The organism is Brevibacillus brevis (assembly GCF_022026395.1).
Lineage (GTDB): Bacteria > Bacillota > Bacilli > Brevibacillales > Brevibacillaceae > Brevibacillus.
Genome location: NZ_CP041767.1, coordinates 5,956,874 through 5,970,739 on the forward strand (window position 1 = coordinate 5,956,874; position 13,866 = coordinate 5,970,739).

The 13,866-nt window shown below is 49.5% G+C and carries 12 protein-coding genes; 8 read left to right on the top strand and 4 right to left on the bottom strand.

The window, feature by feature from the left end; genetic code table 11:
• Positions 1-10: 10 nt before the first annotated feature.
• Both FO446_RS27990 and FO446_RS27995 read right to left on the bottom strand, forming a co-directional pair.
• On the bottom strand, positions 11-2,095 hold the full coding sequence (locus tag FO446_RS27990; RefSeq protein ID WP_237899639.1) for a glycerophosphodiester phosphodiesterase family protein: 2,085 nt from the start codon (positions 2,093-2,095) through the stop codon (positions 11-13).
• 21 nt (positions 2,096-2,116) lie between these two features.
• Positions 2,117-2,905 carry an HAD-IIA family hydrolase gene (locus FO446_RS27995; RefSeq protein ID WP_173611781.1) on the bottom strand — a complete coding sequence of 263 codons (789 nt, stop codon included), beginning with the start codon at positions 2,903-2,905 and terminating at the stop codon, positions 2,117-2,119.
• A gap of 370 nt (positions 2,906-3,275) precedes the next feature.
• Between FO446_RS27995 and efeO the strand changes: the two genes are divergently transcribed.
• The 8 genes from efeO to FO446_RS28035 all read left to right on the top strand — a co-directional run bounded on the left by efeO (position 3,276) and on the right by FO446_RS28035 (position 11,639).
• Complete coding sequence (gene efeO / locus FO446_RS28000) at positions 3,276-4,175, top strand: iron uptake system protein EfeO (RefSeq protein WP_173611780.1); 900 nt, start codon at positions 3,276-3,278, stop codon at positions 4,173-4,175.
• A gap of 4 nt (positions 4,176-4,179) precedes the next feature.
• Positions 4,180-5,457 carry an iron uptake transporter deferrochelatase/peroxidase subunit gene (efeB, locus tag FO446_RS28005; protein ID WP_237899641.1) on the top strand — a complete coding sequence of 426 codons (1,278 nt, stop codon included), beginning with the start codon at positions 4,180-4,182 and terminating at the stop codon, positions 5,455-5,457.
• Between the two features lie 27 nt (positions 5,458-5,484).
• A complete protein-coding gene (locus FO446_RS28010; RefSeq protein WP_330873229.1) occupies positions 5,485-7,269 on the top strand; it encodes an FTR1 family iron permease in 1,785 nt (594 codons plus the stop codon).
• Positions 7,270-7,491: 222 nt separating this feature from the next.
• Positions 7,492-8,421, top strand: coding sequence for a decaprenyl-phosphate phosphoribosyltransferase (locus FO446_RS28015; protein WP_173611777.1), 930 nt, complete (start codon positions 7,492-7,494; stop codon positions 8,419-8,421).
• Between the two features lie 36 nt (positions 8,422-8,457).
• Positions 8,458-8,814: an SMR family transporter gene (locus FO446_RS28020; protein WP_173611776.1), complete on the top strand. Its 357-nt coding sequence runs from the start codon at positions 8,458-8,460 to the stop codon at positions 8,812-8,814.
• Positions 8,815-8,837: 23 nt separating this feature from the next.
• Positions 8,838-9,278 (top strand): divergent PAP2 family protein, encoded by a 441-nt coding sequence (locus FO446_RS28025; protein WP_173611775.1) that lies wholly within the window; start codon positions 8,838-8,840, stop codon positions 9,276-9,278.
• Positions 9,279-9,305: 27 nt separating this feature from the next.
• The gene (locus FO446_RS28030; protein WP_237899643.1) at positions 9,306-10,994 is read left to right on the top strand and encodes a hypothetical protein; all 1,689 of its coding nucleotides are present in this window, start codon (positions 9,306-9,308) and stop codon (positions 10,992-10,994) included.
• Positions 10,995-11,171: 177 nt separating this feature from the next.
• Positions 11,172-11,639 (top strand): OsmC family protein, encoded by a 468-nt coding sequence (locus FO446_RS28035; RefSeq protein WP_232773661.1) that lies wholly within the window; start codon positions 11,172-11,174, stop codon positions 11,637-11,639.
• Between the two features lie 42 nt (positions 11,640-11,681).
• Here the strand turns inward: FO446_RS28035 and FO446_RS28040 are convergent, their stop codons facing one another.
• Both FO446_RS28040 and FO446_RS28045 read right to left on the bottom strand, forming a co-directional pair.
• Positions 11,682-12,515: an undecaprenyl-diphosphate phosphatase gene (locus tag FO446_RS28040; protein WP_232773662.1), complete on the bottom strand. Its 834-nt coding sequence runs from the start codon at positions 12,513-12,515 to the stop codon at positions 11,682-11,684.
• Between the two features lie 277 nt (positions 12,516-12,792).
• Positions 12,793-13,857 (bottom strand): glycosyl hydrolase family 18 protein, encoded by a 1,065-nt coding sequence (locus FO446_RS28045; protein ID WP_173611769.1) that lies wholly within the window; start codon positions 13,855-13,857, stop codon positions 12,793-12,795.
• Positions 13,858-13,866 lie beyond the last annotated feature (9 nt).

The window sequence follows — 13,866 nt, forward strand, 5'->3', positions numbered from 1 at the left end:
TACCAATTGCTTACTGAGGTAATATTTGGCTATTGTAAAGTTTTTGTGCGTAGTCGGTAATAATCCCGCCGACTCCCGCCTCGGTTGCCCGCTTCATATCTGCTTCCTCGTTAACGGTATACACGGTCAGAATGATTCCCCGATGCTTGGCGAAACGGATCAGCTCTGGCGTGACAATCTGATGGTTGATAAAGTATTGGGCATTCAGTTGTACCGCGTCTGTTATCTGCTTTTCGGCATACTGTTCCAGCTGTTCCTTTGGCTTGGTCCCGCTCAAGGTAAAGCCCAGTCCCAATTCTGGATTGAGCTTGGCGAAACGCTCCAACACTTCTGAGCTAAAGCTGCTGACAATCACATCTTCCACCATGTCGTGCTCCTTGATGACCTTCGCCATTTCCTTTTCGTACCCGATCCCCTTTGCTTCCAAAATGACCACCGCTTTGCCCTTGGCCGCTTCCAGCAATTCATCCATGGTAGGAATGACAGCATCGGTAATCTCAGGCTGATACCAGGAAGGATTTGCCGGGTCGAGCTTGTTCGCGTTCAATTCGCGCAGTTCCTTTAGCGTGAAATCCTTTACCTTCCCTGTCCCGTTAGTGGTACGCTCCAGATCAAAATCGTGGATCAGGACAAGGTGGCCATCCTTTGTTTTGTGGACGTCTGTCTCAATGATTTCTACACCCAGCTCCATTGCTTCTTCAAAGGCGTACATCGTGTTTTCCGGCTTTAAGGAAGGGATACCTCGATGCGCCATGACCATCGGAGGCTGCGTGATGCTTTTCTCTGGGTACGCAGCGAGCAGCTCATGTACCTCTTTTGGATCGTGTGAGACAACTCCCGCCACCCCCATCTCGATCATTTCGCTCGCTTGGCTCTTGTTCGCCCGATCAATTCCCCACACAGACAACCCGCGATTGCGGAAGTAGCGAATGACCTCCTCCGTCATCGCAGTTTGCGAGAGAACGATCACATTGGAACGACTGCTCCTGGCCGAGCGTACGAGCTCTTTTTGTTTCTTTTCGTTCAGCTTGCCGTCGATATACACGAGGGCACCACGGTATTCATTGTTTTTCTCCCGCATCTCTTGAACGATTTCCGGTCGGGATGACACAATGTGCACATCAGTGAGGTTCTCTTCCTGGAGCAGGCGATCGACCTCCACTACCAGTTTCTTGTCCTCGATATGAATCACCGGAATTGCTTTGCCCTTGATCTCGTTCAGCACCTCGTCCAGAGGAGTGCCGTCTTGAGTGACGACTCCGTTCTTCCCGGATTTTTTCACCGGAATAAAAACGGAAGACACCTCTGCTTCCAGAATCGCATCGATCTCGGACTTCTTGTCGTACATGGCAATCACCGTCGGCGGAAGCACAATTCCCGTCTTAGGCTCAGGGACAATCAGTACGTCGTCTTTCAGATCAGAGACCGGAATCTTGTCTTTTTGGGCATTCGGACCAAACAACAGCTCACCAGGGGTCGGCTTGGGCTGATCGACAAAATCTTTGGATGCATCATTTGTATCCTTTTCCGTCAGGCGTTCCATTGAATGCCCCCCAGCGACTCCCGGATGAGAGGTGACTCCCGGAACCTTCGCATCCATATAAGCCATCGAATCCACCACATTGTACTCAGGGTCCATCAGAATGACGTGGTCGCCGCCATTGGCTAAATAAATGCTGCCTGTCGCCCAATCTGTCGGCAACAGCTCAGGGACGTCCTCCATGGAATCGAACAATTCAAAATCGGGCGTGACGCCATGGCGTTCCACGATCCCGTCGGCATAGCGGGAAATGACAATCGTCTGGTAAGGCTCAATCATGGTGCCTTCCGGAAACGCATGCATCCCTTCATTTCCTCCACGCTTTTCCTCATCGCCGATCATATATCCACTCAAATCAATCGGGTCGTTGGAGATATTGGTGATTTCGATAAATTCACCTGTGCTTTCATCAAAAAGGGGATCATTGACAACTTCGGTGATGAGCAAGGTTTTGCTCACCGCGCTTTGCGCCATCACAGGTGCAATACTGCCTGTCACCAGACTTGCTGCCATTAGTGACCACAACCACTTTTTGCTGCTCTTTCCCAACTCCATCTCCCATGCCTCCTCGTTTTCCTACTCGACTTGCACCATGGCTTCCATCGTCGGAAGGATGTAATCTGGCTGAATCTCTGTGGCTTCCAGCTCGCGACTGGTCGTCACACCTGTCATGACCAGCGCCGTTTTCATGCCGCTGTTTTTCCCCAGTAAAATGTCTGTTTCCAAACGGTCACCCACCATGACGCATTTTTCGGGCTGTACTTGAAGCTGTTGAAAAACCTGCTCGGCGTAGTACCGGGACGGCTTGCCAGTCATCGCCCAGACAGAGGCTCCACCAGCCGTTTCAATCGCTCTCGCCAACGCCCACGTATCAGGAATGGCACCCCCTGGCACCGGACACACCGGATCGGGGTTCGCTACGATCAGGTGCGCTCCCTTTCGCACAGCGTCAGCAGCCTGTTGCAGCTTTTCATACGTAAATCCACGGTCCATTCCAACCAATACATGCGTAGCTTCCTCCGCATCTTGCACCTGCTTTATATGAAAGCTCGCAATCTCTTCCTCCAAGGCGGGCTCCCCAACGATCAGGACACGCGCTTGCTCCGCATATTCTTGAAGATACAATCCCGCTGCATAGGCAGCCGTCATGATTTCTTCCCGCCGGGCAGTCAATCCGAGATTCTGGAGGCGAGTTTGACAAGCTGTTCTTGTCTGTACCGTCGTATTGGTCAAAAACATGATTTTCTTCTGCTTCTCCCGCAGCTCGGCAAGTGTCTTTTCCACTCCAGGAAGCAGTTCATTCCCGAGAAAAATCGTTCCATCCAAATCAAAAAAATACGCATCGTACCTATCTGTATCTAGCAAATCCCTTACTCGCTCCTTTCATTCGAAAACACAAAAAGCCCTCATACACGGCAATAGCACAAAGAAACAAACCGATCGAACGGTCTTCTTCAAATCTATTGCTGTATGAGGGCTTTCTCCACGTCTCGACCCACTTACAGACGTTATTCATTTGGGTGATAGCTCGATCATAACAGGTCATTGTTAAGGGATTGTTGAGCTACTTTTGGTTTTATGTGAACAACTCCAAAACTAACCAAGTGATTGTTGCCAAAAAAAGATTGCAAACTGTCTAAGAAAGAGTAAAATTCTTTGTGGATGATAATGATATTCATTATCGAAATATAATCATATAATTATACACTCATATCATATGAAGGGATGTCTTTTCATGATTCAAAAATGGAGTTATCCACTCGCCGCAGTTGTTCTCGGCTCATCCTTACTCGCTGCTTGCGGAAACGCACAAACACAAACTGAAGAGAAAAAACCGGAAGCTACGCAGCCTGACAAGCCTGCCGCTGCTGATCAGTCCGCGACAGCGAGCACTGCTCCTGCTACTTCTCCTGAGCTGCAAGCCTCTATTGATCAATACCGAAAATGGGTCGTTGACCAAACTGACCAATTCGTAAAGGCAACAGAAGGCTTCACCACCGCTGTCAAAGCAGGCGATATGGAGAAAGCGAAAAAGGAATATGCTCCAGCCCGTGCTTACTTTGAGAAAATCGAGCCTATCGCTGAATCTCTCGGAGACTTTGATCCGTGGATCGATGCCCGCGAAGGTGATGTGCCTGATAACGAATGGCGCGGCTATCACAAATTGGAGAAAGCACTCTGGGAAACCAAATCGGTTGCTGACCAAGGAAAAGTGGCAGATCAACTGCTGCAAGATGTGAAGCAGCTCCGCGTGAAGGTTGAGAGCGTCGAAATTGATGTACCTATGCTAGTAACGGGTGCGGTTGAACTCTTGAACGAGGTATCGACGAGCAAGGTGACTGGTGAGGAAGAACGCTATTCCCACACGGATTTGTATGACTTTGCTGCAAACGTGGAAGGCGCTCACGAAATTTATAAAGTATTGAAGCCTGCTGTTACGGCAAAAGACTCTGCTCTTGCAAGTGAAATTGAAACTCGCTTTGCTGATTTGGACAAAGCCCTCGCACCGTACCGCAAAGGCGACGGCTATGTGCTGTACACCGAATTGAAAGAAGACCAAGTGAAAAAGCTGAGTCAGTCCCTCGATGCATTGGCTGAGCCATTGTCCAAAATGGGTAAGATCGTAGGAGGCTAACAAGATGAATGACAAGCATCTCGCAAACACCACAGCGAACAAAATCACACGTCGAGAGGCTCTGAAGTTGGCTGGGGTCGGAGGGATTGGACTGCTGTTGGGGGCGACTGGGGTCAATACCCTTTTACCCTCCTCTCCCAAAAATGAACAGACAAGTACCACTCCGACCCGTGCAGATGAGGTCATTCCCTTTTATGGCAAGCATCAGTCCGGGATCATTACACCTATGCAGGATTTTATCTGCATGGGTGCTTTTGATTTGACGACGACCTCGCTAGGGGATGTCCGCAGCTTGTTTCAAAGCTGGACGCAGGCAGCAGCACGCATGACTGCCGGCAAAAACGTCGATGAGGAGAGCGATCACGCCCTTCTTCCTCCTGTCGACACGGGAGAAGCCATGGGCCTGCGCCCAATGAAATTGACGATCACATTTGGGCTTGGCGCTTCTTTCTTCGATGAGCGCTTTGGTCTTGCATCCAAACGCCCAGCTCCATTGGTCGATTTACCTCGCTTCAACAGCGATGAAATGCGAAAGGAATGGTCGGGTGGCGATATTGTCGTGCAGGTCTGTGCCAACGATCCACAGGTCGCCTTCCATGCCCTCCGGAACTTGGCTCGGATCGCTCGAGGAAAAGCTGTCCTCCACTGGCTGCAGGAAGGCTTCCAGCGTACCAGTGCATCCGACCCGACTGGCTCCACGCCACGGAATCTGATGGGCTTCAAGGATGGCACGAACAATCCGCAGGTGAACGATCACGCTATTGCAAATGAAGTCGTCTGGGCTAACACTGCTGAAAGTCCCGCGTGGATGGCAGGCGGAAGCTACATGGTCATGCGTCGAATCCGCATGCGGATCGAGGTCTGGGATCGCTCCTCCCTCACCGATCAGGAGAATACATTTGGTCGTCACCGTTTAACCGGGGCTCCTCTTGGCAAAGCAAATGAGTTTGACGAGCTGGAGCTGGATCGAAAGGATGCCAAGGGCAAACCCGTTATTCCTGTCGATTCCCATGTCGCCCTGGCCCATATGGACGGCAAGGTGAAAATATTGCGTCGCGGTTACTCTTATTCGAGTGGAATGGATCTCAAGACTGGTCAGCTCGATGCTGGGCTGTTGTTCATTTGCTTCAATCGTGATCCACGCAAGCAATTCATACCGATGCAACAAAAGCTCGCATCTGTCGACCTGCTCAATGAATATATCACCCATGTTGGCAGTGGTTTGTACGCCTGTCTACCTGGTGCAAGTGAGGGCGGATACATCGGGGACACGCTATTTTAACCAACTACCTGGGATGGAGTGAACACCTTGAAACGCTATCTGTTTATCCTTTGTACATGCATGCTGCTATGGACATCTGCTCTGTCTGCCGCTGTAGCCGCGCCGTTGGTGCCAGAGCAGCTCCAGCAAATGATCGCCCTCTCCAGCGATGCCTTGATTAGCAGCGGAGATAACAACTGGGAAGAAGCAGCTAAAGCACTCAGCAGCATGAAGAGCATCTGGGAGGGCAATTCGGAAGAAACCTCTGCAGATGCCCAAGCGCTGACGCAAGCAATCGCGGAAGCAGAGCAAGCCCTTGCCCAAGCGAAGGCGAATCCTGACACCGCAAAAGCAGCTATCTCCAGTCTGGCAAAAGCGACGGATCGTTACGTCTCGTCCAAAGAAGAAGGCGGTCAGCCAAAAGAACGGGCACACAAGCAAATTGCGGCATTGCTACCGCTCTTGCAAAACAGCATGACAGCCATCACGGAAGGCGATCTGCCGAAAGCCAAGCAGTCGTACAACAGCTTCGTCACCGGCTGGTATAAGGCAGAGGGTCTTGTTCGAGCGGAAAATGCCGCAGTCTACGGGGATATGGAAATCAAAATCAGCGGTGCGCGCATTGCCCTGAACACAGAACCACCCGATCCTAAAAAGAGCGCAGAGAAGGTACAGGCACTCATTACTGCGGTAAACAATTATTTGTCAGGAAAGGTAGTCCAACAGGCCGCTGCGAATCCTTCTTCCGAGCAGCCCACCATCTCGTCTCTACTGGTACTCCTTGCATCGGTAGAAACAGATATCGCCAATCAGGATGCAACTGCTGCTTCGGACAAAATGGAGACCTTTATCATCTCTTGGCCCTCTGTAGAAGGCGTAGTCATGACCAAATCGCCTGCTACCTACAGCAGCATTGAAGCCAAGATGGTCGCCATCCCGACACTCATCCTGTCCAATCCCCCGCAATGGGAAAAGGCGGCGGCTCATCTTGCGGAAATGAAGACAGAGCTTTCGCCTTTTGCGACAGCATCCTCGTACACCGCCTGGGATGCGGGACTCATCTTGTTCCGTGAAGGACTGGAGGCTATCTTGATCATCGTCTCCTTGCTTACTGTCCTGAACAAGTCAGGCAATGCCGACAAGCGCAAATGGATCTGGTCTGGGTCATTTGCCGGGATCGTGGTTTCCGCTATTCTTGCCGTCATCCTCAGTGTCGTTTTCTCCAACCTCTCCACAGGCAACTCGCGAGAAACGATTGAGGGAGTAACCGGACTGATTGCCGTCTTCTTTATGGTGACGATCGGTGCGTGGTTGCATAAGAAGTCCAATTTGCAGGCATGGAATCAGTTTGTCGAGAAATCTATCGGCTCTTCTTTGGCAAAAGGAGCTCTGTGGTCACTCTCATTCACCGCCTTTCTCGCTGTCGCCCGCGAAGGGGCAGAAACGATTATCTTTTATATGGGGATGGCCGCTACGATCTCCATGTCAGACCTGGCGATCGGCATTTTGAGCGCGCTTGTCGTCTTGGCCGTAATTGGCTTTGTCATCATCAAGCTCAGTGCACGCATACCCGTGCGTCCGTTCTTTTTTGTAGCCAGTCTATTGCTCTACTACATGGCATTTAAATTCGTCGGCGTCAGCATCCACGCTTTGCAGGTAACGGGAAGCTTATCTGCACACAGCAGCGATTACTTGTTGTACGCACCGACGCTTGGCATTTACGCGAGCTGGGAAACAACGATCCCGCAATTGATCATACTCGTGATCGTACTCTTCAATTTGTTCCTGTATTCTCGAAAAAAAGCTGCCACTCCGATTCCGCGGGTGAACTAAATAAAGAGATACCCTGAAAAACGCAGCTCCATCACGAGGGCTGCGTTTTCTTGTAACCCCCGATATTATTCTTGGCAATCATTCTTTCTCGCAAGTTCACATTTTTTCTGTTATCGTTAAATTTTTATGGGGGAAGTTGTGTTACCATATTACAGGTGTAACCTTCTTTTTACATTTTCCGTCATTAGAAGGTACGATTCGATAATAGGATAGGAGTTAGATATGGGGGCAACATCAAATTCTGTTAAAGTTGACGTCAAAACAACGCCACGCGTTCGACAAAATATGGTCTACCTATTAGTGAAGCAGCTTCGTCCACATCAATGGACGAAAAACTTGCTCGTCTTTGCTGCCTTGCTATTTTCCTTGCACAAAGTAAGTCCGGATGTCATTGGAAAGTCAGTGCTGGCCTTCCTGCTGTTTTGTTTTGTATCCGGCTGCGTCTACATCCTCAATGATTTTGTCGATATCAAAAATGACCGAAATCACCCGGAAAAACAGTTCCGGCCCATGGCTTCTGGGGCATTGCCGCCAGCGCTCGCATTAGCATTTGGTGTGTTTTTGCTTCTGGGTTCCCTGTTTAGTGCTTATTACTTTGACCGATTATTCGCGCTCGTGCTGCTGGTCTACTTTGTACTCAACGTCGCTTACTCGCTGAAGCTGAAGCATGTGGTCATTCTGGACGTCATGATTATCTCAGCCGGCTTTGTTTTGCGTGCCATCGGCGGAAGTCTGATGATCCAAACGCCGTTCACGCCGTGGTTTTTACTCTGTACGATGCTGCTCGCGCTGTTTTTGGCCATCAGCAAACGTCGCCACGAGCTGATTTTGTTACAGCAGGATAAAGGAACGCATCGCAAAGTGCTCGACAGTTATTCGTCCGAGTTATTGAATCAGTTGAATACGATTGTGACGACCATGACAATCATCAGCTATTCCTTGTTCACTTTTACCTCAGGACGCACGATTCACTTGATGTGGACCATTCCGCTCGTGATCTTTGGTATTTTCCGTTACCTGTATTTGATCACTGTCGCAGGCCAGGGCGGCAGTCCGGAAAAAGTTTTGTTGCAGGACAAGCCGATTCTCATTACGGTGTCCCTGTATGTCGTCATGGTAGCCGGGATTATTTACATGTTTGAATTTAAATAAGGAAGTTACTTGCACAGATAGGTTGTGGATCAGACTATGCCATCAATTGTTCTCATCATCGTTTCCGTGATCCTCAGTGCGTGTGGACAAGTCGCGATGAAGATGGGCGCATCCTCGCTCACCAGCAACAATGACATGCTGCTACTGAAGTTCCTGCACTATTTCACGAACCTGCCGATTATGGTGGGACTTGCGCTTTACGGACTTTCTGCGTTTATCTGGATTGCTGCGCTGGAAAAGGTGCAGCTTTCCTATGCTTATCCCATGGCAGCACTTGGATACGTGTTGGTAGCTGTGCTATCCTTCTTGATCTTCAACGAACCGTTGTCCCTTACACGCATTGCCGGTCTGGCGATTATCGTCGTGGGCGTCGTCGTCATATCTCAGTCGTAATCATCACGTAGAGGAGTTTTCTCATGTTATATGCAGCAGCGCCGTTTATCGGCTGGCTCGTGTCTGGAATAACCAAATTTTTGATCAATTACCTCCGTTTTGGGTCTCGTGCCAAAGAAATGGTCGGGAACGGCGGGTTTCCCAGCACGCACACAACCGTTATGGTGACCACTGTGTTTCTGATTGGTTTGCAGGAGGGCTTTACTCATCCGGCATTCGGGCTGGGCGTGGCTGTGACGTTTATTGTGATCATCGATGCGACTGGATTGCGCAGAGCGGTAGGAAAACATGCAGAGGCACTCAACAAGCTCGCAAAGGAACATCCGGACGTGTTTCCCACCAAGCCTTTGCGCGAAAGCATGGGACATACCAGATGGGAAATTGCCGGGGGTCTGGTACTCGGGGTACTGCTTGCTACCGTATTGCATCTGCTGGCAGCGAACCTCCCTAACCTCATTGGCTAGTAGATTCGTAGACAGGAGATTATGTTCATGAATAACCGTACAGCTACGTACTCGTTCCTGCTCGGGACGGCTTTGCTATTGTTTATGGCTACGATTGTGCTTAGCACATCGGTTTTATTTTTGTTCGGCGTATCCGTGACGGCCGCCAGCTTTTGGATTGGCCTCGTTGCCGCTTTGGCTGCATTGGGAGGAATGGTGTCGGTCTTCGTAAGTTCACGTCGCCGGGCCTGGTTTTTCTCCCTGTTGGCTGGACTGGTGATTGTTTCAGGCATCAGCTACTTCATCAGCGCCAATACGTTTGATCTCTCTTTCGACGGACAAACGTATCATCAAGAAGCAATCGTGAAGATAACCAACGGCTGGAACCCAGTTCATGACCAGCCCATCCTCAAGCCTCCTGGTTCAAAAGAAGTGGAGGAGATGGACAATAAAGAGATTCTCTCGGCCTTTCACCTGTGGATCAATCATTACGCCAAAGGTCCTTGGATGCTTGATGCGGTCATGTATAAACTTACTGGTCAGATTGAGGTTAGCAAAATATTTAACCTGTTGTTGATTGCATCGTCCTTTTTCCTGACCCTCGCTGCCATCCGAACCGCTTTCCCAGAGAGAAAAGGGGCGGCGATTGCCTTCGCGCTGCTCGCAGCGTTCAATCCTACTGTGATTACGCAATCGACTTCCTTCTATATTGACGGACAGCTTGGCTCACTCGTGCTTATCATCTGCGCTCTTGGCTATTTGCTGTATAAGCGATACCATGCCTGGACGCTACTGGCACTATGCGCAGCGCTCATGCTGCTGGCCCAGATCAAATTCACGGCATTGGGGTATGCCGGACTGCTCGGCTTGGCTATTCTCGTGCTCTTCTTTTTCTACGATCGCCGTCAGCACTTCAAAAGCATGCTCGTGTGGCTTTCAATTAGTCTGGTTATCACCGTAGGGGTTGTCGGGTACAATCCGTATGTCACCAACACGCTAACGAAGGGACATCCGTTTTATCCGTTGGCGGGCAAAGGCGCCGTTGATATCATGACCTCGAATAGCCCGCATGGCTTCAAAGACAATTCCAGCATAGAAAATCTGGCTATCTCCTTATTTTCCAAATCGGAGAACATCGCAACACCCCATAGCCCTACATGGAAAGTGCCATTTACAGTCACATGGAAAGAGCTCGCCGTGTTCTACTCTCCTGACGTGCGTGTAGCCGGATTCGGACCGCTTTTCGGAGGAGCTGTGATTGTCACATGCCTGATTCTCGTCGCCTTGCTTTTGGGGACTCATCGTAAAAAGGCGGCACCTTTCTTGTGGATCAGTCTGGTGCTCTTCGTGACCGTGCTGATTAATCCGGAAAGCTGGTGGGCGCGCTATGTTCCGCAACTTTGGCTGATTCCACTCTTGATTGCGCTGGCAGTCTGGGATATTCAGAAGGGCTTTTTCCGCTATGCGGGCAGGGTTCTGGTCGTCATTTTACTCGCCAATATGGTAATGGTAAATGCTTCTCATATCATTGGACAGTCTGGCGCCAATGCATTAGTGAAAAAGCAGCTAGAAGAAATCAAAGCAAGCAACAAAACGCTGGTCGTAGACTTCCACCATTTCAATGCGGTGAAAGTACGTCTGCAAGAAGCTGGCATTCCTTTCGTCGAGCAAAAGCTGGATAAAGGCGAAGATGTCAAAGGCTTTATGACTACGCGTGCGGTTTATCTTTTGAAATAAAAGATAGAAGGGGCGTCTCTCAGTCGGGAAATCGACTTTTGGGACAGCCCCTTTTTATTATTAGCTGTGTGCAGTGAACGAGACACCCGTTTGCATAAATGAAGAATTTTCTCAATGGTTACTGGAAAACTATGGTAGAGTTTACTTGTATTGATTATCCAGAAGGGAGTGTGCATCATGCCTGTTGAAACATTCAAAGCAACTGCACATCTACAAAAGGGAATGGTTGTGAAGGCCAGTTCGAGAAATTTCGAGATAACCATCGATGAACCGAAAAGCTTGGGAGGTACGGATACCGGCATGAACCCGGTTGAACTGGTACTCTCCGCATTAGGAGCCTGCCAATCTATCGTTGCCAGAGTATATGCCAGGAAGTTTAACGTTCAACTCGACGATTTTTGGGTGGAGGTTGAAGGCGATCTCGATACGGATGGCTTCATGAACAAATCTGATGTCCGACGCGGGTATTCCGAGATTCGATACACCTTTCATATCAAAACCGATGCTCCTAGAGAGCAGGTAGAGTCTTTTGTGGAGTTTTTGGAACAAACATGCCCCGTTGGAGATACGATCGCGAATCCTGTTACGCTTAAGTTAAACGGAATTATTATAGAAAAACCGAGTGAGATAAAGGCGAATGATTAAAATAAGGCTCCCAACTGGGAGCCTTTGTCGTCTTTTTAATTTTTACATAAATACAAAGTAAATGACCGCTGCCAGCACCAGACGGTAAATCGCAAAAGGCGTCAGCTTGATGCGGTTGATCAGCTTCAAGAAGAAACGAATCGACAGGAGCGCAAACACAAACGCGCTAATAAAACCGATGACGAAAAACGGAATGCTGTCCATTGTAATCGCATCCCAACGCTTCAACAGCGACAAAAAGCTCGCGCCCGCCATGATCGGCACCGCCATAATAAACGTGAAGTCTGCCGCCGCCCGATGGCTCATGCCCAACAGTACGCCCCCTGAGATCGTAGAACCTGAACGGGAAAAGCCAGGCCACAGGGAGAAGCATTGAATAAGTCCGACCAGAAATGCCTGCTTGTAGGTAATCTGATCAACTGACTCGATCTTTGGACGTCTTGGTCGGAACCAATCCGCAGCAAGCATGAGAAGAGCGCCTAGCACGAGTCCGATTACCACAGTCTTCGTCGAAAACAAATACTCATCGATGTAGTCGTCAAACAGAACACCCAGAATCCCCGCAGGAATCAAACCGACAATGACCGTAGCCAAATTCAGCCGAGGTCCTGCCTGAACCTCACGCTTACCAGCCAGTCTGTTGAGGCCGAGCAAGCTCATGAACCGATCCCACATCAAAACCACGACAGCCAAAATCGAGCCGAGCTGAATGACAATTTTGAAGGTGTTGGCCACTTCAGGTGAAAACAAATCTTTCGTTTGGAACAAAAAGTCATCCACGATGATCATGTGACCCGTAGAGGAAACCGGAGCAAACTCAGTCAAACCTTCTACTAGCCCCAGCACAATCGCAACAAAAGCTTCCCAGAGACCCAAAAATTCCACGCTCCTATGAATGAAGTCCAAAATCAATATGTAGCAGCCGCCCTGTAAAAGAGCAGACTACCGCTTCTAGCATTATAACGTTCATCTCCGGTACAAAGTTACATCGTGATCGAAAAACATTCTAGTAAATTCCGGATGGATGGGATGTCCCCACAGTGATAGCCATCTTGCTTTTCTTGATTTATATCAACTCTGCAAGATGTGAATCAAGAGCTGCGTAGGCCGAAGCGTAGACTGGAAATTCGCTTCTTCCCTCCACCACAGCCCCTCATCGATTCACATATTGCAACGTCCCTTCCCCCATGTCACCGAGTCGCCAAAGCGCGATTCTCTCAATACCCGCTTTCTTTGCGACCGCAACCCATTGAGACAGTGTCTCTTCATCCGCATACCAAACCGTGTGCTTTTGACCGTCCTCACCCATATAGTTGAAGTACAAACTGCCGCTCGCTTCATCTCGCTTGGGTGGCTCGATACTTGACACAGCAAGGTCATCTGCCTGTTTTTCTGTCACTGCCGTCACTTTTCCATCACTAGCCCAGTCAAACCCGCCTACAGATAGGGCCATGACCTTGTCACCCGGCACTTTTTGCATGCGATGGGCAAGCTCCTCGATAAATGCATGATCAGCTTTGGGACCTGGCTCTGTATTCGTACCGTACAAATTATAAGCCATCATGACGTAAGTAGGGCCCTTTGGCAATGCCAACTCTTCAATCGGCGCGCGCGGCTCCAATACGATGCGAAGCGACTTTCCCTCCTTCTCCATATGCTGATACAAGGTATGGATAAAAGTAAGGAAGTTGTCCCAGTCTTTCTCGTCAATTCTCTCATAATCGATTTCTAAACCATGAAAGCCATTCTGGATCACGGCATTCTTGATCTCCATAATATGCTTGGTACGGCTTGCATCTGTCGCCATGAGACGGCTGACAATCGACGGGTCCTTTTGAACCTGCGTACCATCACTGTTAAGGCGATCATTCACAATGGTCAAATCTAGGTCGACATAGCTACCCTGCTTCGATGCTTCCTTGATCTCAGGCATCGCCTTGATCATGCGGTCAGTAAAATGCAGCTTGTCATTTTCATCAAAATACGCCGCGAAAACCTGCAAACTGGACAAGCCATCCGTCATCCTGCGGAAATCCTCCAAACCGGATTCCCACTGCCAGTCTACCACCCAAGCGGACAATTCCGTCGTGTTATTAGCTGCATCTACACTCTCCAAGCTTTCGGTATCGTTCCATTTCATCATGTACCATACGAGGATGACACACACTACTATCAGAAGAGCAGTCAAAATGATCGATCGTTTCTTGATGTTTGACACCTTGCACGG